Consider the following 17,121-nt stretch of genomic DNA (forward strand, 5'->3'; position numbering starts at 1 on the left):
CTCAGTATGCATACTCAGTATCCATGTCGATCAGACACGGACTGCTCGCGTTGCTGAGCAGGGGGCCGCGTTACGGCTACCAACTCCGGGTGGAATTCGAGGCGTCGACGGGGGCGACCTGGCCGCTCAACATCGGCCAGGTCTACACGACGCTCGCCCGGATGGAACGTGACGGCCTCGTCGAGCCCGGAGGGGCCGACGAACAGGGGAGGGCCGTCTACACGGTCACCGAGGCCGGTCGGGCCGAGCTGGAGCGATGGTTCAGCACCCCCGTCGACCAGACCGACCGGCCTCGGGACGAACTGGTCATCAAGCTCGCCATGGCCGTCGCCGCCGGGGACGTCGACGTGCCGGCGGTGATCCTGGCCCAGCGCACCGCCACCATGCGCACGTTGCAGGAGCTGACCAGGGCGAAACGGGCGAACACGGATGGGTTCGCGCAGCGGCTCGTCCTCGATTCATTGATCTTTCAGGCCGAGGCGGAACAGCGCTGGCTGGACCACTGCGAGGCCGTTCTCAAGGAGAAGAGCACATGACCGTGATGAGGCTGGATGAGGTGACGCGCGCGCACGGCCAAGTGCACGCGCTCAGGGGAGTGAGCCTCGAGGTCTCCAGCGGCGAGTTGGTCGCCGTCATGGGCCCGTCGGGCTCCGGCAAGTCGACGCTGCTCAACCTCGCGGGCGGCCTTGACCGGCCGACCTCGGGCAGCGTGACGATCGAGGGCACGGACCTGGCCACCGTGACGGATCTGGCGGCGCTGCGGCGCGGCAGTGTCGGGTACGTCTTCCAGGACCTGAACCTGATCCCGTCGCTCACGGCCGCCGAGAACGTGATGTTACCGAGAGAGCTCGACGGCGTCCGCTCCCGGCAGGCCCGTGAGGAGGCGCTGGCCGTACTGGCCTCGGTGGGGGTGGACCACATGGCCGACCGCTTTCCCGAGGAGCTGTCCGGCGGGCAGCGGCAGCGCGTGGCGATCGCCAGGGCGCTGGTCGGCGAGCGGCGCCTGGTGCTGGCCGACGAGCCGACGGGCGCGCTGGACACGGCGAGCGGCGACGAGATCCTGCGGCTGCTGCGTGAACGCTGCGACGAGGGCGCGGCGGTGCTGCTGGTCACCCACGAGCCCCGCTACGCCGGGTGGGCCGACCGCGTGGTGTTCCTGCGGGACGGGGAGATCGCCGACTCGACGGCCGTGCCTTTGGAGAGCGCCCGATGAGCGCGTTCGCCGCCGCGCTGCGCATCTCCCGCAGGGACGCGCTGCGGTTCAAGGGGCGTACGGCGCTGATCATGGTGATGATCGGCCTGCCGGTGCTGCTCATCACCGGTGTGCTCACGGGGTACGCCACCATGGACGTGGACGCCCGAGAGGGGTTGACCGCCCGGCTGGGGGCGGCGGATGCGCGGATCGCCACCAGGAACCACCGGCCGCTCGAGCAGGATGTCTCTGGCACACAGTGGTGGTCAACGGCCGAGGGAGAGCCGTCCAAGACCCTGCCATGGACGCGCACGGAGGTGGCGGCGCTGGTCGATGGCCGGATCATCCCCTACGACGAAGGCTCCGTGGAGGTCCAGGTCAAGGACGGCTATGACCAGGTGAGTGCCGTCGAGGTGGACCTGCGCGACCCGATGACGCGCGGAATGCGGTCACTGAAGGAGGGCAGGTTCCCGGCGTCGCCCGGTGAAGTGGTGGTGACACCCGCGCTGCTGGAGCGAGGAGCGAAGGTAGGCGACACGATCGGCGTGACCCGGCGGAACACGCAGGTGCGTGTGGTCGGTGTGATCGAGCATCCGAACAAGCCCGCCTACGCCGAGATCATCGGCTTCCAGGGTGTGCTCCTGCTGGACAAGACGGACGGAGGCGGCACCGGCTGGCTCGCCGACACCGCCGCGCCGTTCGACTGGGCGCACGTGCGGGGGCTGAACAGACACGGGCTGCTCGTCCATTCCAGAGCCGTCATCGAGAACCCGCCCGCTGGCGTTTCCGATGGTTTCCCGGACAGCAGGCTGCCGATCAAGATCGCGCTCGCCGTCGTCTTCATCGTCATGGAGACGGTGCTGCTGGCCGGGCCCGCGTTCGCTGTGGGCCTGCGGCGGCGGCGCCGGGAGCTGGCCGTGGTCGCGGCGCAGGGCGGCTCGGGCAGGCACCTGCGGGCTATCGTGCTGGCCGACGGGCTGGTGCTCGGCGGCGCGGCGGCGCTGGTGGGGACGGTCCTCGGCGTCGGAAGCAGCCTGGCGGTGGTACGACTTGTCGCGGGGTGGTTCCGGTCGCTCGGCCCGTTCGAGGTGCCGTGGGCGAGTGTCGCGGGTGTGGCCGCGCTGGGTGTGGTCAGTGGGCTGATCGCCGCCCTCGTACCCGCCGTGCAGGCCGCGCGGCAGAGTCCCGCCCAGGTGCTGGCGGGCCGGGAGGGCGAGTTCCGCGACCGTGCGGGCCGTCCCGTGCTCGGCCTCGTGCTCGTGGTGGCCGGGCTGGTCGTGACCGCGCTGAGCCTGCGCAGTGACGGGCTGCCGGTCGTGGCGGCTCTGGGGCTGGTCGTGCTGGGGCTGGTCGCGTTGATGCCGTGGCTGGTCCGCCGCACGGCCCGGCTCGCCGTCCGCCTGCCGCTCCCGCTGCGCCTCGCGGTCCGCGACGCTTCACGCCACCGCTCCCGTACGGCCTCCGCCGCCGCAGCCGTCATGGCGGCCACGGTGGCGGCGGTCGGGTTCAGCATCGGGCTCGCCAGTAGTTCCGCGGGACAGGAGGCCGCTTACCATCCCTATGCCCCGGTCGGCAGTATCAAGATCGAAGGCGCCGACTTGGACGACAGCGGCTGGGCCAAGCTGCGGATGGCGGCCGCACGGCGACTGGGCGGGGCCCAGATGGTTCCCGGTGCGTATCCGGTGGACGCCAAGGGCCGTCGAACCTGGATCAGTCTCGGCCGCGACTGCGGCGAGCGGTGTGACGGCAGCGTCTATGGAGGCGAGGTGCCGGTTGGAGACGCGCAACTGCTCGCGTTCATCCAGGGACGGCAGGATCCGCAGGCCGCCGCGGCGCTGGCCGCGGGCAAGATCGTGGTGTTCGATCCGGAGCTCATCAAGAACGGCCTGGCGACCCTGGAGTTCACTACGCAGGAGGACGGGAGCCTGATCAAGCCCAAGCAGCTGCCCGCCGTGCTGGCGAGCGCCGCCGACCCGCGGCTCAGCGGCGGGGTGGTCCCGCCGGCCGCGCTGGCGTCCGTCGGAGTACAGGTCAAGGAGCGGCGGCTGTACGCCATGTACCGCCCCGCGAACCAGGAGCAGCTGAACCGGGATCTCTCGGCGATCAGCGGCAGGATCGACCTCTTCGTCGAGGGCGACCGGGGCGACGATCTCACACCCATGCTCTGGATATTGCTGGGCGTCGCCATGGTGCTGGTGCTCGGCGGCACGTTCGCGGCCACCGGGCTCGCCGCGGCCGACATGCGCCGCGACCTGGACACCATGACGGCGGTCGGCGCGCCGTCCCGCAGCCGGCGGCTGGTGATAGCCGGTCAGGCGGGTTACATCGCCGGGCTGGGTGCGCTGGTCGGCGTCGTGGCGGGGGCCGTGGCCGGGGTCGCGCTGTCGTGGCCGATGTCCTTCGTACCCCAGAGAGGCGGGGCGTTTCCGTTCGATCCCGGGCCTACGACGATCGCCGTCCCGTGGTTGTTCCTGGCCGCGCTCCTGCTGGGCCTGCCGCTGCTGGCCGCGCTGGTGGCCGGGTTGTCCGCCAGGACGCGGCTCGTCCTGGCCCGCCGCCTGACGTAAAGGCGTACCTCCCGTCCGACGACCGCGGTCCGCCTGAGGCGGGCCGCGGTCGCTCGTGTCCGGGTGGCGCTAGTCGATCACGTCCGCGCAGACCACGTGGGCGCCGATCTCGATCATCCGTTGCTCGCTGCGCGAGTCCGCCACCCGGGCCATGAGGATGGGCGCCCCGCTCGCCGCGAACTGCGGCAGCCGGGCGCGGGTCCCGCGGTGCAGGTCGCGGACCACGTCCTCGGCGGCCGACATGTGCACCTTCACGTGCAGCATGATCCCCGTCGCCCCCGAGGCGGTGCGCGCCTCGGAGATCCAGACGTGGTGCACGAGCGGGTAGTCCATCAGCAGGTTCCCGATCGCCAGCCGCAGGGCGGGCAGGATCGGGTGCGTGCACCGCCGGTAGCCGGGGTCGACCTGCTGCATGGGCCCCGACAGGTGCGGTCGCGGCGCCGGGATCCACGGCAGCGCGGGGGCGTCCGCCGAGGGCGGTGCCACCTGCGCGAGCGCGGCTCCCCGTGACACCGTGGCCATCGCGCCCGTCGCGTACGCGGCGGGGACGGCTCCCGACAACACCGGATGAGGCCCCGATCGCGTCGAGGCGAGGAAGCGCTGCAGGTCGTCGATGGGCACGGCCGCAGCAGCGGGCCCCGCCGCGTCGATCACGATCTCCCGCACGCCGGTGACGCGCTGGATGTCGAGGATCGTGTCCGGATCGCAGGCGGAGAGGGAGTGACTGCCACGGTGCCGGGCGTACGTAGCCGCGCCCGTGTATCCGAGCAGCACTCTGTCGCCGGCCTGGGTCGTACCCAGGACGACTGAACGGTCTGGTCGCACTGCCACCAGAACCCCACCATCAGCGAGCGCCGCCAGCAGGCGATGTGGACTGCCATGCTGGGCGAGCACGTCGGCAAGCGCAGGATTCCCGATGCTCATATGACGAACCATAGGTAGTCGGTCACGGCTTATCAGGCTAATAGCCAAGAATTCCCCCGATCAAGACAAAGATGCGAGCAGTCTGGATGAGTTTGCGGGACGCGGGGTATGGCGGCGGCTGTCTCAGATCCTGGGTCCCTCGTGAACACATTCACAAGCGCGGATAGACTCGGAGCGATCCGAGGGGCCCGGAGACGTGTCCCTCAATGCCCGCCCGCCTGCCCCTAAGGATCCACTTCCATGAGCAAGCCCGTCGTACTGGTCGCAGAGGAGCTGTCCGAGGCAGGCCTCGCCGTACTCGCCAACGATTTCGAGGTCCGCCACACCGACGGCGCCGACCGCGCGCAACTCCTGCCCGCGCTCGCCGACGTGGACGCGCTCATCGTCCGCTCCGCCACGCAGGTCGACGCCGAGGCCATCGCCGCGGCGCCCAAGCTGCGCGTGGTCGCCCGGGCCGGTGTCGGTCTCGACAACGTCGACGTCGAGGCTGCCACCAAGGCCGGTGTGATGGTGGTCAACGCCCCGACCTCCAACATCACCAGCGCCGCCGAGCAGACCATCGCGCTCATCCTGGCCAGCGCCCGCAACACGGCTCAGGCGCACGCCGCGCTGAAGAACGGCGAGTGGAAGCGGTCCAAGTACACCGGTGTCGAGCTCGACGAGAAGGTCGTCGGCATCCTCGGCCTGGGCAAGATCGGCCAGCTCGTGGCGCAGCGCCTGCAGCCGTTCGGCGTCGAGCTGATCGCCTACGACCCCTACCTGCCGCCGGCCCGCGCCGACCAGATGGGCGTCAAGCTGGTCAGCCTCGAAGAGGTCATCAAGCAGGCCGACTTCATCACCGTGCACCTGCCCAAGTCCAAGGAGACGCTCGGGCTCATCGGTGACAAGGAGCTGCACGAGGTCAAGCCGTCGGTGCGGATCGTCAACGTGGCCCGCGGCGGCATCGTGGACGAGGGCGCGCTCTACTCGGCGATCAAGGAGGGTCGCGTCGCCGGGGCCGGCATCGACGTGTTCTCCAAGGAGCCCTGCACCGACAGCCCGCTGTTCGAGCTCGACCAGGTCGTCGTCACGCCGCACCTGGGCGCCTCCACCCACGAGGCCCAGGAGAAGGCCGGCACCCAGGTCGCGCGGAGCGTCAAGCTCGCCCTCGCCGGCGAGTTCGTGCCCGACGCGGTGAACGTCCAGGGCGGAGCGGTCGCCGAGGACGTCAAGCCGGGCCTGCCGCTGGCCGAGAAGCTGGGCCGCGTCTTCACCGCGCTGGCGGGCGAGGTCGCCACCAGGCTCGACGTCGAGGTGCGCGGCGAGATCGCCGCGCAGGACGTGCGGGTCCTCGAGCTGGCCGCGCTCAAGGGCATCTTCACCGACGTGGTCGAGGACTCGGTCACGTACGTGAACGCGCCGCTCCTCGCCAAGGACCGCGGGATCTCCGTCAACCTGGTGACCAGCGCCGACAGCCCCGACTGGCGCAACGTGGTCAGCGTGCGCGGCGTGCTCGCCGACGGCCGCCGCGTCTCGGTCTCGGGCACGCTGTCCGGCCCGCGGCAGATCACGAAGATCGTCGAGGTCAACGGCTACGAGATGGAGATCGAGCCGACCGCGCACCTGTCGTTCTTCACCTACGCCGACCGGCCCGGCATCGTCGGCGTCGTCGGCCGCCTCCTCGGCGAGCACGGCATCAACATCGCCTCGATGCAGGTGGCCCGCGACACCAAGGGCGGCAACGCGCTGATCGCGCTGACGGTCGACTCGGCCATCCCGGCCGAGGTGGTCGAGCAGATCATCACCGAGATCGGCGCCGACAGCGGCCGCTCGGTCGACCTGGAGGACTGACCTGCCCCGTTCCAGGACAAACGGCTGCCGCTCTCGCGGCAGCCGTTTTTCTGTCTCAGGATGCGAGATAGTAGGACGTCCAACGAGACAGCCAAACTACCGCCAGGTATTCTTTCGAAAGATGCGCCAGGTTCTCGTACTTCTTACCTGCCGCGGCGGGGCCTGTTAGGGCAGGTCGACGACTCGCCGCGGTGTGCGGCGTCGCGTCGGCCGGTAAGCCCCTTCGTCCGGTCCGCGATCCGGACCCCACGAGCTCAGGCCCGGTCGGATTCGTGACCGGGATCCGACTGCACAGTACGACGCCCCGCGAAACGAGATGAGACACCCATGTACGAGATGTATGCCTGGAACGCCACCGACGAGACCGAGGACGAGGCGACCGAGGCCCTGCAGACCGCCCTGGACCGCAGGGACAACGGCGGCGCCCCTCAGAACTCCAGCCGGTAGAAGACGGCCATCCTCCCGAACCGTGGCACGACCTTGGCGATCCCCGCCGAGAACCGGTGCGACGCCGAAAGGCGGCCGTAGCCGGGCAGGTCGAAAGCGCTCAGCGCGGTGACGAGGCGCAGCTTCGGGCTGATCGACAGCAGGTCGTCCGGCCCGTCGATGCCCCAGCGCATCGTGGCCTCGGCCTTCCTGAGCGGTTTGTTGATCGCCTGCAGGCGCAGGCCGAAGGGGCTGACCGCGTCGAAGACGAACTGGCCGCCCGGGAACCGGTCGACGATCGCCCTGACCAGCGCCCGGCCGCCCGGCGGATCGAGGTAGTAGAACAGGCCCTCGGCGATGACCAGCACCGGCTTGCCCGCGGGCACCTGGTCCAGCCAGCCGAGGTCGGTGACCGACGTGCCGATGGTCCTGTGCTCCTCCGGATACAGCCGCCGGCGCAGGTCGATGACGTCGGGATAGTCCACGTCATACCAGTCGACGCCCGGCGGCGGCGCCAGGCGGTAGACCCGCGTGTCGAGGCCGCAGCCCAGATGCAGCACGGTCGCTTCGGCATGCCGGGAGAGGAACTCCCTGGCCCAGCCGTCCAGGAAGCGGGCCCTGAGCGCGACCGAGCCGGCGTTGCGGCGGTCCATGCCGGTCTGGCGGAAGTCGTGGTCGATGCGCTCGACGGTCGCCGCCGCCATGCGATCGTCGAGGATGGGACGCGGTGATCGGGCGTCCAGTGCCCTGCCGTACAGGGTGGCGAGGAGCGTGGCCTTCTCAGCGGCCAGGTGCACCTTCTCGGGGGCCATGTTCCTTAAGCTACACCTATTTCACAAACTCATGAAGACTGTGAAGCGGCGTGGGCGAGTGCCAGCGCGCCGAGCAGCGGGGCGTCGTCGGTGAACCGCGCCGGACGTATCTCCGGCGGGAAGGGTACGGCCCGGCGCAGCTCGGCCGTCAGGCGCGGCATGATCAGGTCCGCCGCGCCCATCATGCCGCCGCCGACCACCAGGCACTCGGGGTCGAACGTCGCGCACAGGTTCGCCACGCTCATGGCCAGCAGCCCGAGCGCCTCGTCCACCAGTCCGGCGACATCGGGAGTGCCGTCAGAGACATCGGCGGCGAAGAGGGCGAACAGGTCGGCCGCCGTGGTCTCGCGGCCGAGCAGGGCCGTGCCCCGGGCCGCGAGCGCGGCTCCGGAGACCCGCTCCTCCAGGGGCACATGCCCGTCGGCGAAGGCGGGCTCGCCCGGGATGGCCTGAAGGTAGCCGATCTCGCCCGCCGCGCCGTGCGCCCCGGACACCACCTGGCCGTTCACCACCAGCGCCGCCGCCAGGCCGGTGCCCAGGTTCAGGTAGACGCCCGCCGACACGCCGCGCAGCGCTCCCCAGCGCAGTTCGGCCGCCGCTGCCGCCTTCACGTCGTTGTCGATCGCCACCGGGATCGCGCCGTACTCCTCCCGCAGCAGCCTGGGCAGCTCCAGCCCCTCCCAGCCGGGCACGTTCGGCGCCAGCCGGACCCGGCCGTCACGGATGACGCCGCACGTCGAGAAACCCACCGCGGCCGGCGCGCCGTCCAGGCCCCTGGCCGCCGCGAGCGCCCGTTCGAGCGTGCCGGAGCCGGTGTCGAGCCGGATCCGTTCGGCGATCTCCGGTCCGTCGGAGCTGGACACGCCGACGGCGACCTTCGTGCCACCCACGTCGATGCCCAGCACCCGGCTCACTGGGCGGCCCCCCGGCGGGCCAGCGAGTCGATCGCCACGGCCAGGGCCAGGACCGCGGCCGTCACCATGAACCGTACGGAGGAGTCGACGCTCAACAGGTACATGCCGCTGGTGATCGACTGGATGACCAGCACCCCGAGCAGCGCGTCATAGGCGCGCCCACGGCCGCCGAACAGCGAGGTGCCGCCGATGACCGCCGCGGCGATCGCCATGAGCAGGATGTCGCTGCCACCGGACTGCTGGTTGACCGCCGACAGCCGGCTGGCCGCCAGGATGCCCCCGGCCGCCGCCAGCGTGGAGGCCAGCATGAACGCCAGGATCCTGATCCGCGTCACGTTGATCCCGGCCCGCCTGGCCGCCTCCGCGTTGCCCCCCACGGCGTACACATGCCTGCCGAACGCGGTATGCCGGAGCACGAGATCGAACACCACGACCAGCGCGCCGAAGATGATCAGCAGGAGCGGCACGCCCCGGTCGGCCGACATGATGAGCACGCCCGCCGCGAGCAGTACGGCCAGCCCGCCCGTCCTGACCAGCAGCCACCACAGCGGTGTGATGGGCAGCCCGGCGGCCAGCCTGAGGCGCCGGGTGACCAGCGCCGCGCCGCCCGAGACGAGCACCAGGCCCGCCACCAGCAGCCACGACAGCCAGGACGGCAGCCAGGTGTCGCTCAGCTTCGAGATGAACCCGGTGAACGGCAGGTTGATCGTGCCGCCCTGCCGCAGCAGGAAGAGCAGCAGCCCGAGCCAGCCCATCAGCCCGGCCAGCGTGACCACGAACGACGGCATCCGCAGCTTGGTGAACATCAGCCCATGGATCAGCCCGATCCCCGCCCCGGCGGCCAGTGCGATCAGGATGGCCGCCAGCGCGCTCCAGCCCTGCTTGACGTGCATGATCGTCATGATCGTCGCGCAGAGGCCGCTGACCGAGCCCGCCGACAGGTCGATCTCGCCGAGCAGCAGCACCATGATGATGCCCAGCGATATCGTGCCGGTCGCGGCCATCTGGAGGGCCAGGTTGGTGAGGTTCTCCGGCGCGAGGAAGCGGTCGTTGAGCGCGCTGAAGACGATCGCGATCGCCACCAGCCCGCCGACGACCGGCCACGCGCCGACGTCACCCTGTCTCAGCCGCTCGACCGCGACCTTCGGTGTGTAGGGCTTGCGCGCCAGTGTGTCGGTCATCGCCCTGCCCCTGTGATCGCGGCCACGATCTCCTCCTGCGTGGTGTCGGCCGTACCGAACTCACCGGCGTTGCGTCCCAGGCGCAGGACGACCACGCGGTCGCTCACCTCCCGTACGTCGGCCAGGTTGTGTGAGATGACCAGGACCGCGAGCCCGCGTTCGCGTAGCCGTCCGATCAGCGCGAGCACCTGGGCCGTCTGCTCCACGCCGAGTGCGGCGGTGGGCTCGTCCAGGATGACCAGCCGCGGCTCGCCGATCAGCGCCCTGGCGATCGCCACGGACTGGCGCTGGCCGCCCGACAGCATGGCGACCGGCACCCTGATGTCCCTGATGCGTACGTCGAGCTGTTCGAGCAGGTCGCGGGTGGCGCGTTCCATCGCGATGTGGCGCAGCAGCGTCCAGCGGCGGCGTTCCGTACCGAGGAACAGGTTGGCCACCACGTCCAGGTTCTCGCAGAGCGCGAGATCCTGGTAGACGGTCGAGACGCCGAGCGCCTGCGCGTCGTGCGGGTTGGTGATCCTGACCGGCGTGCCGTCGAGCGTGATCGTGCCCTCGTCGGGGACGACCACCCCCGAGATGGTCTTGACCAGCGTGGACTTGCCGGCGCCGTTGTCGCCCATGAGGGCGGTGACCTCGCCGGGGCGCAGGTTGAGGCTCGCGCCGTCGAGAGCCTGGACCGCGCCGTAGCGCTTGGAGATGCCTGTCGCGGAGAGCATTTACTGAATGCCCGCCTTGGCGCAGGCGGCCTTGACCTCGGCGGTGCAGATCTGGTCGGCCGTGTAGAACTTGTCCTTCACGATCGTGTCCTTGACCTTGTCCGCGGTGACGGCGATGGGGTCGAGGAGGAAGGCCGGGATGTCGACGGTGCCGTTGTTGACCTTGCTGGTCGCGGCGGGCTGCTCGCCCTTGGCCACGGCCACGGCCAGCTCGGCGGACTTCTCCGCCTCAGCCCTGATGTCCAGATATATGGTCATGTACTGCTCGCCGGTGAGGATGCGCTGCACGGCGGCCAGTTCGGCGTCCTGCCCGGTGATCGGCGGCAGTTCCTTGTAGCCCGCGCGCTTCATGGCGGCGATCGCGCCGCCGGCCATGCCGTCGTTGGCCGACAGCACGCCCACGATGTTGTCCCGGCCGATGGCGGTGATCGCCTGCTCCATCTGCTGCTGGGCCTTGTCGGGGCTCCAGTCGGGCGTGTCGAACTCCCTGCCGACCTTGACCTTGCCGTCCAGGACGCTCTTGGCGCCCTTCTTGTAGTCGGCCGAGCTGGGGTCGGTGGGCGCGCCGTGGATCTCCACGATCTGGCCCTTGGCCGTCGTGCCCTTGGCGTTCATCGCGTCGAGCAGGGCCTGGCCCTGCATCTCGCCGACGCGGACGTTGTTGAACGACACGTAGTACGCGTAGTCGATGCCGGAGATCAGCCGGTCGTAGGCGATCACCGGGATCTTCTTCTGCTTGGCCTGGTTGACCAGCGGGGCCACCGCGTTGGCGTCGACCGCGTCGAGCACCAGGACGTTCGCGCCCTGGGTGAGGGCCGCCTCTACCTGTTGCTGCTGCTTGGCGGCGTCCTGCTCGGCGTTGCTGTAGAGGATCTTGCAGTCGGCGCAGAGCTCTTTGACCTTCGCCTCGAACAGCGGCCGGTCGAACGCCTCATATCGCGTGGTCTTGGACTCGGGCAGGAAGAGGGCGATCGTCTTCGGAGCGGCCCTGGCGCTCGCGGTGGCGCCCTTGTCGGTGTTGGTGTTGGCGGAGTTACCGCAGGCGGCGGCGGCCAACAAGACCGCCGCGGCCGGGATCAGTCGCCATGCTCGGTCCATCGCACATCTTCCTCTCGGGTGGGCGCGCCCCGCTGTTTGGTAAGAAAGCTAGTTTACTACTAGGGCCGTTGGCTAGAGTTTGGCGCGAGGAGGCTGGAGATGCGAGGTGGGCTGGGTAATCCGCGGCTGCTGCGGGTGCTGAACGAGCGTCGGCTGCTCGACCAGCTCCACGCGAACGGCCCGGCGTCACGGGCCGATCTGGCCAAGATCACCGGACTGTCGAAGCCGACGGTCTCGGCGGCGCTGGCCGGCCTGGAGGAAGACGGGCTGGTGCACCTGGTCGGCGAGGTGTCGGGCCGTCCTGGCCCGGTGACCTCGCTCTACGACATGAACGCGGCCTCCACCCACGTGGCGGGCATCGACATCGGCCGCGACTGGATCCGCGTCGCCGTGGCGGACCTGCGCGGTGCGTTCGCGGGCCGCTGCGACGGGCGCAACACCGCCCGCGACTCGGCCGAGCTGGCGATCCTCGTGGACGAGCTGTGCCGCGCCGCGGCCAGGGAGGCGGAGCTGGAGTGGTCCGCGATCGCCTGCGCGGTGGTCGGCTCGCCCGGCGTCTACGACCCGGCCCAGGGCCGCCTGGACTTCGCGCCCAACCTCCCCGGCCCGCCTGACCTGGCGGGTCGCCTCAGGTCGGCCCTCGAGGTCGAGCTGATCATCGAGAACGACATCAACCTGGCGGCGGTCGGTGAGCACACGTACGGGGAGGGGCGCGGCAAGTCCAACTTCGCCCTGGTCTCCATCGGTACGGGCGTCGGGATGGGCATCGTCATCAACGGCGAGCTCTACGTAGGCGCCAGAGGAGCGGCGGGAGAGGTCTCCTACGTCCCCACGGACTCGCCCCCCACGGATGACGCCCTGGCCCACGGCGCCACGGAGACGGTGACCGCCGCTCCCGGCGTGGTCCGCGCGGCCAGGGCGGCCGGGCTGGACCTGGAGACGGCCAAGGCCGTCTTCGCGGTGGCGGCGGACGGCGACCCGGCGGCCCGCTCGGTGGTGGAGGCGGAAGGCCGCCGCATCGGCGGTCTCCTGGTGGCGGTGGCGGCGGTCCTGGATCCGGAGGTCATCGTCCTGAGCGGTGGAGTGGGCCGTAACCTGGACCTCCTCGGCGCGGCGATAGAGGACCGGATCGCGGAACTGGGCCCACTGCGGCCGGTGGTGGTGGCCAGCGCTCTGGGAGACAGCGGAGTACTGCTGGGCGCGGTGGCCCATGCCAGGACCAGGGCCTGGGACCTCATCTTCGACGCCAGACGCGGCTGACTCTCTCTTGTCCAAGAGGTGAGATAGAATGCTCGACAGTCGAGACGAGCGGGTAAGGTACGCACATGGAGTCGCGGAATATTCGCCTGGCCGTCATCCCCGGAGACGGCATCGGCACCGAAGTCGTCGCTGAGGGGCTGAAGGTCCTGGAGGCCGTCGGGACCAAGATCGAGACCACCCACTACGACCTGGGTGCCGCACGCTATCACCGCACGGGCGAGACGCTGCCCGACGCCGTGCTCGAAGAGCTGCGCGGTTATGACGCGATCCTGCTCGGCGCCGTGGGCGACCCCAGCGTGCCGCCCGGCGTCCTGGAGCGCGACCTGCTGCTCCGCCTCCGCTTCGCGTTCGACCACTACGTCAACCTGCGCCCGGTCAAGCTCTTCCCCGGCGTCGAGACCCGGCTGGCCGACACGCCCACCGAGAACATCGACATGGTCGTCGTCCGCGAGGGCACCGAGGGCCTCTACGCGGGCACCGGCGGCGTCATGCGCCGTGGCACCCCGTACGAGATCGCCACCCAGGAGTCGCTCAACACCGCCTACGGTGTCGAGCGCGTGGTCCGCTACGCCTTCGAGAAGGCCAAGTCCCGCCCGCGCAAGAAGCTGACACTCGTCCACAAGACGAACGTCCTCACCTACGCCGGCGACCTCTGGCAGCGCACGGTCAACCGCGTGGCGGAGGAATACCCCGAGGTCACCACCGACTACAGCCACATCGACGCGGCCTCGATGTTCTTCGTGAGCCAGCCCGAGCGGTTCGACGTCATCGTCACCGACAACCTCTTCGGCGACATCATCACCGACCTCGGCGCGGCGATCGCCGGCGGCATCGGCCTGGCGGCCAGCGGCAACATCAACCCCGAGCGCACCGCGCCCAGCATGTTCGAGCCGGTGCACGGCAGCGCCCCCGACATCGCCGGGCAGGGCAAGGCCGACCCGACCGCGACGATCCTGTCGGTCGCCATGCTCCTGGAGCACCTCGGCCTGTCCACCGAGGCGGCCAGGGTCGAGCAGGCCGTCGCCGACGACATCGTCGAGCGCCTGGCCGGTTGGGCCGGCCGTACGACACACGAGATCGGTGACGACATCACCGCGCGAGTATCGAGCTAGGGCCGCCCAGCTCCCCAAAGCGCCTGGCGGTCCGCACACGGACCGCGAGGCGCTTTTTCGCGTCTAAACGGCTAAAGCACCCCATTAGCCGCTTGCAATCCCATATAGCGAGACAATAGGAAGTACAGGCTGCTCTAAGCAGTGAATGTCCAGAGCCGTAGAGTCTGTCCAGAACCGTAGAGAGAAGGACCTCCGTCATGACCATCGCTCAGAAGCTCAGCTTCGACGTGCAGCTATCCGACCACGCTCGCACTGCGGCCGAGCGGGAGCAGGTACTGGCGAACCCCGGGTTCGGGCAGACCTTCACCGACCACATGATCTCGATCGACTACACCGAGGGCGAGGGCTGGCACGACGCCCGTCTTGAGCCGTACGGGCCGCTCTCGCTCGACCCGGCCACCTCGGTGTTCCACTACGCGCAGGAGCTGTTCGAGGGGCTCAAGGCGTACCGCCAGGTCAACGGCTCGATCGCGACCTTCCGCCCGTACGCCAACGCCGCCCGCTTCAACACCTCGGCCGAGCGCATGGCGATGCCCTCGCTTCCGGAAGAGGCGTTCGTCGAGTCGCTCGAACTCCTCGTCCAGACCGACAAGGAGTGGGTCCCCACCACCGAGGGCCACAGCCTCTACCTGCGCCCGTTCATCATCGCGACCCAGGTCGGCCTCGGCGTCAACTACCCGTCCCGCTCCTACCGGTACATGGTCATCGCCTCCCCGGCGGCCTCCTACTTCACCGGCGGCGTCAAGCCCGTCTCCGTCTGGCTCTCCACCGAGTACACCCGCGCCGCGCCCGGCGGCACCGGCTTCGCCAAGTGTGGCGGCAACTACGCCGCCGCCTTCGTCGCCCAGCGGCAGGCCGTCGAGCAGGGCTGCGACCAGGTGGTGTGGCTGGACGCGCACGAGCACCGGTACGTCGAGGAGATGGGCGGGATGAACCTGTTCTTCGTCTTCGGCGACAAACTGGTCACCCCCGCGCTGACCGGCACCCTGCTGCCCGGAATCACCCGCGACTCCATCCTGTCCCTCGCCGCCGACCTCGGCCTGGAGGCTTCGGAACGCCTCATCTCGACGGACGAGTGGCAGGCAGGCTGCGAGTCGGGGGAACTCACGGAGGTGTTCGCCTGCGGGACGGCGGCGGTGGTCACGCCGGTCGGCTCGGTCAAGGGCACGGACCGGGCATGGACGGTGGGGGACGGCACGCCTGGGGAAGTGACCATGCGGATCCGTGAGGAACTGGTGGGCATCCAGTACGGCTCCCGCCCCGACACCCACAGCTGGATCCACAAGATCAGCTAACCCGTCCTTCGGGCGTCCTTTTCCAGCCCCCTGAAAGGGCCTTCGCTTCGCTCCGGGCGTCTTTCGCCAACCCACCCGTTACCCATTTGGGTGGTTGACCGTTTGACGCCCGCCCTTCACAAAGGGCTCACAATCGGCGCTTCGCGCCCTGGAAGCTCGACGCTCTTCCTTTGGGCGCTAACGCGCACTGCAAGGCCCTCCGCTTCGCTCCGGACGTCCTCACAGGCGGGCTACCGCCCGCCTCCTGGAGGACCTCGCTCCGCTCGGACTGCCTTCCCGAACGCTTCGCCGGGTTGGCCGGTTGGAATACTTGGGTTGCCCTGGCAGGAGGCCCATGGCAGTTCCTCCAGCCGTGTCACCCTGGGTGTTGAGCGACAAGTTTTCTGCCAGCGGAAACGACAGGTTCTTGGCCGCGACTGTCACCTCGTGCGCGGCATCCTCGTCGCGGCCCGGGCGTTGGTAGGCGTAGCCGAGCTGGAGATGCAGCGCCGAGGCCAATGCCGGATCCTCTTCCTGGTCAACCAGTTCCAGAGTCTCGGTCGGGCTCTCCCGCGCCTGTTCCCAGGCTCAGCGGGAAGGAGACGACCTGATCCTGGCGATCAAGGCGGAGTCGATCGGAAGACTGAGCGGGACAGTTCGTTCTGGCGGACTCCACGAGGTTTCTGTCCACGCCGTCGTTGAGCGAATCACTTGCGGAGCACGCGGGCATCCTTGAGATCTGGCCCTTTGCCCCAGAGGAGCTTGGCGGAAGGGGCGAATCCTTCCCCTCTCTGACGGAGAGCCAGCGGAAGTGTCGGACGCGTGGGGCACACTGGTGTGTATGAACGCTCAGCATGGTGCTCCCTTCAGCTATGCGGATATCCGGCCGTATGTGGTTGCCGAATCGCTAGATGAGCTGCGTGGCCCGGTGCACGGCGTGATGACTCTCCCGCACGAGCTGGCGTGGAGCGGTCGTCGTAGGTTCGATCTGGATGATCCCTATGACCTCGGTGCCTTCTACAAGATTGTGCTGGAGGAAGGGCGTCAGGAGCATTTGCGCGCCCTGCTCAATGGTGAGGTGCTACAGCGTCGCTGGAGTGAGTTCCTGCCCGCTCGGCGGGTCCGGGCGCTATGGGAGAAGCGGTTTCCCGAGTTGCGTCGGGCCGCTGCCTGATGGATCCGTTGCAGGAGCGGCTTGCACGTATCGGGCTGGAGGTGGCCGCCCAACACGGATTCGTCCTCGGCGGCGGTCATGCGGTGCAGTTGCACGGCATGGGTGCGCGTCCTTCCGAGGACATCGACCTGTTCACGCCGCAGCGCGGGACTCCGGAACAGGTCGAACAAGTGGTCGTCGACGCGTACTGCAGGGAGGGCTTCCAGGTCGAGGTATGGCTGCGTACGCCTGATCTGGTGCAGATGGAGGTCAGCGATGCTACCGGGCACAGCTGCAAGGTAGATCTGGGGGTGTTCTGGCAAGCACGCTCCCCGGTGATGTTGGCGATAGGTCCGGTGCTGCACCCTGACGATGCGGTGGCCGGCAAGATGGACGCGCTGTTCAACAGGTGGGCGCCCCGAGATTTCCTGGATATCGAAGCGATCTTGTGCAGCGGCCGCTACACCCGAGACCAGCTCTTGGCAGTCGCCGAAGAACACAATCCCGGGTTCGACAGGTCTATGTTCGCCGAAGCACTGTCGTATCTCGAGCGGGTCCCTGATCGAGACTTCCTCGCGTATGGCGTGACATCGGAACGTGTCGAGGCGATGCGCGAGCGCCTGGACGAGTGGCGACGCTCACTCTCCCCGGCGTCGGAATGA

The 17,121-nt window shown here is 69.3% G+C and carries 15 protein-coding genes; 9 read left to right on the plus strand and 6 right to left on the minus strand.

The features are described 5' to 3' along the window. Positions 1–23 precede the first annotated feature (23 nt). Genes AB0F17_RS13545 through AB0F17_RS13555 form a run of 3 tightly spaced genes read left to right on the plus strand, consistent with a single transcriptional unit; the run spans position 24 to position 3,759 of the window. Positions 24–536, plus strand: a complete 513-nt coding sequence (locus AB0F17_RS13545) for a PadR family transcriptional regulator (protein WP_358021219.1) — start codon at positions 24–26, stop codon at positions 534–536. Then, positions 533–1,213 (plus strand): ABC transporter ATP-binding protein, encoded by a 681-nt coding sequence (locus AB0F17_RS13550; RefSeq protein WP_358021222.1) that lies wholly within the window; start codon positions 533–535, stop codon positions 1,211–1,213. The genes AB0F17_RS13545 and AB0F17_RS13550 overlap by 4 nt, the downstream gene beginning before the upstream one ends. Next, the gene (locus AB0F17_RS13555; RefSeq protein ID WP_358021225.1) at positions 1,210–3,759 is read left to right on the plus strand and encodes an FtsX-like permease family protein; all 2,550 of its coding nucleotides are present in this window, start codon (positions 1,210–1,212) and stop codon (positions 3,757–3,759) included. Before AB0F17_RS13550 ends, AB0F17_RS13555 begins: the two co-directional genes overlap by 4 nt. A 69-nt stretch (positions 3,760–3,828) precedes the next feature. On the opposite strand, the gene AB0F17_RS13560 is transcribed toward AB0F17_RS13555, so the two are convergent. Beyond that, positions 3,829–4,683, minus strand: coding sequence for a hypothetical protein (locus AB0F17_RS13560; RefSeq protein ID WP_358021228.1), 855 nt, complete (start codon positions 4,681–4,683; stop codon positions 3,829–3,831). Between the two features lie 240 nt (positions 4,684–4,923). On the opposite strand from AB0F17_RS13560, the gene serA reads away from it, so the two are divergent. Then, a complete protein-coding gene (gene serA, locus AB0F17_RS13565; RefSeq protein ID WP_358021231.1) occupies positions 4,924–6,513 on the plus strand; it encodes a phosphoglycerate dehydrogenase in 1,590 nt (529 codons plus the stop codon). A gap of 428 nt (positions 6,514–6,941) precedes the next feature. On the opposite strand, the gene AB0F17_RS13570 is transcribed toward serA, so the two are convergent. From AB0F17_RS13570 to AB0F17_RS13590, 5 genes are read right to left on the minus strand one after another with little or no spacing between them, the layout of a single operon-like run. Further along, on the minus strand, positions 6,942–7,751 hold the full coding sequence (locus AB0F17_RS13570) for a class I SAM-dependent methyltransferase (protein ID WP_358021234.1): 810 nt from the start codon (positions 7,749–7,751) through the stop codon (positions 6,942–6,944). Between the two features lie 29 nt (positions 7,752–7,780). Then, a complete protein-coding gene (locus AB0F17_RS13575; protein WP_358021237.1) occupies positions 7,781–8,665 on the minus strand; it encodes an ROK family protein in 885 nt (294 codons plus the stop codon). Then, positions 8,662–9,846, minus strand: coding sequence for a sugar ABC transporter permease (locus tag AB0F17_RS13580; protein ID WP_358021240.1), 1,185 nt, complete (start codon positions 9,844–9,846; stop codon positions 8,662–8,664). The genes AB0F17_RS13575 and AB0F17_RS13580 overlap by 4 nt, the downstream gene beginning before the upstream one ends. Beyond that, positions 9,843–10,562, minus strand: coding sequence for an ATP-binding cassette domain-containing protein (locus AB0F17_RS13585; RefSeq protein WP_358021243.1), 720 nt, complete (start codon positions 10,560–10,562; stop codon positions 9,843–9,845). The genes AB0F17_RS13580 and AB0F17_RS13585 overlap by 4 nt, the downstream gene beginning before the upstream one ends. Continuing rightward, a complete protein-coding gene (locus AB0F17_RS13590) occupies positions 10,563–11,660 on the minus strand; it encodes a sugar ABC transporter substrate-binding protein (RefSeq protein ID WP_358021245.1) in 1,098 nt (365 codons plus the stop codon). It lies immediately after the preceding gene. Positions 11,661–11,759: 99 nt separating this feature from the next. On the opposite strand from AB0F17_RS13590, the gene AB0F17_RS13595 reads away from it, so the two are divergent. From AB0F17_RS13595 to AB0F17_RS13615, 5 genes are all read left to right on the plus strand, one after another. Further along, positions 11,760–12,920: an ROK family transcriptional regulator gene (locus tag AB0F17_RS13595; RefSeq protein ID WP_358021248.1), complete on the plus strand. Its 1,161-nt coding sequence runs from the start codon at positions 11,760–11,762 to the stop codon at positions 12,918–12,920. Between the two features lie 65 nt (positions 12,921–12,985). Further along, positions 12,986–14,032 carry a 3-isopropylmalate dehydrogenase gene (locus AB0F17_RS13600; protein ID WP_358021251.1) on the plus strand — a complete coding sequence of 349 codons (1,047 nt, stop codon included), beginning with the start codon at positions 12,986–12,988 and terminating at the stop codon, positions 14,030–14,032. A gap of 197 nt (positions 14,033–14,229) precedes the next feature. Then, on the plus strand, positions 14,230–15,327 hold the full coding sequence (locus tag AB0F17_RS13605) for a branched-chain amino acid aminotransferase (RefSeq protein ID WP_358021254.1): 1,098 nt from the start codon (positions 14,230–14,232) through the stop codon (positions 15,325–15,327). A gap of 820 nt (positions 15,328–16,147) precedes the next feature. Continuing rightward, on the plus strand, positions 16,148–16,480 hold the full coding sequence (locus tag AB0F17_RS13610) for a hypothetical protein (protein WP_358021257.1): 333 nt from the start codon (positions 16,148–16,150) through the stop codon (positions 16,478–16,480). Beyond that, positions 16,480–17,121: a nucleotidyl transferase AbiEii/AbiGii toxin family protein gene (locus AB0F17_RS13615; RefSeq protein WP_358021260.1), complete on the plus strand. Its 642-nt coding sequence runs from the start codon at positions 16,480–16,482 to the stop codon at positions 17,119–17,121. Before AB0F17_RS13610 ends, AB0F17_RS13615 begins: the two co-directional genes overlap by 1 nt.

Source organism: Nonomuraea sp. NPDC026600 (assembly GCF_040638335.1).
In the GTDB taxonomy this organism is placed as follows: domain Bacteria; phylum Actinomycetota; class Actinomycetes; order Streptosporangiales; family Streptosporangiaceae; genus Nonomuraea.

What these genes read in the sequence shown, in the direction of transcription:
- AB0F17_RS13595 (WP_358021248.1), top strand. Translation starts at nt 11,760, where the DNA reads ATGCGAGGTGGGCTGGGTAATCCGCGGCTGCTGCGGGTGCTGAACGAG.
- AB0F17_RS13605 (WP_358021254.1), top strand. Translation starts at nt 14,230, where the DNA reads ATGACCATCGCTCAGAAGCTCAGCTTCGACGTGCAGCTATCCGACCAC.
- AB0F17_RS13585 (WP_358021243.1), bottom strand. Translation starts at nt 10,562, where the DNA reads ATGCTCTCCGCGACAGGCATCTCCAAGCGCTACGGCGCGGTCCAGGCT.
- AB0F17_RS13570 (WP_358021234.1), bottom strand. Translation starts at nt 7,751, where the DNA reads ATGGCCCCCGAGAAGGTGCACCTGGCCGCTGAGAAGGCCACGCTCCTC.
- AB0F17_RS13610 (WP_358021257.1), top strand. Translation starts at nt 16,148, where the DNA reads ATGAACGCTCAGCATGGTGCTCCCTTCAGCTATGCGGATATCCGGCCG.
- AB0F17_RS13545 (WP_358021219.1), top strand. Translation starts at nt 24, where the DNA reads ATGTCGATCAGACACGGACTGCTCGCGTTGCTGAGCAGGGGGCCGCGT.
- AB0F17_RS13590 (WP_358021245.1), bottom strand. Translation starts at nt 11,660, where the DNA reads ATGGACCGAGCATGGCGACTGATCCCGGCCGCGGCGGTCTTGTTGGCC.
- AB0F17_RS13560 (WP_358021228.1), bottom strand. Translation starts at nt 4,683, where the DNA reads ATGAGCATCGGGAATCCTGCGCTTGCCGACGTGCTCGCCCAGCATGGC.
- AB0F17_RS13580 (WP_358021240.1), bottom strand. Translation starts at nt 9,846, where the DNA reads ATGACCGACACACTGGCGCGCAAGCCCTACACACCGAAGGTCGCGGTC.
- AB0F17_RS13555 (WP_358021225.1), top strand. Translation starts at nt 1,210, where the DNA reads ATGAGCGCGTTCGCCGCCGCGCTGCGCATCTCCCGCAGGGACGCGCTG.
- serA (WP_358021231.1), top strand. Translation starts at nt 4,924, where the DNA reads ATGAGCAAGCCCGTCGTACTGGTCGCAGAGGAGCTGTCCGAGGCAGGC.
- AB0F17_RS13550 (WP_358021222.1), top strand. Translation starts at nt 533, where the DNA reads ATGACCGTGATGAGGCTGGATGAGGTGACGCGCGCGCACGGCCAAGTG.
- AB0F17_RS13600 (WP_358021251.1), top strand. Translation starts at nt 12,986, where the DNA reads ATGGAGTCGCGGAATATTCGCCTGGCCGTCATCCCCGGAGACGGCATC.
- AB0F17_RS13615 (WP_358021260.1), top strand. Translation starts at nt 16,480, where the DNA reads ATGGATCCGTTGCAGGAGCGGCTTGCACGTATCGGGCTGGAGGTGGCC.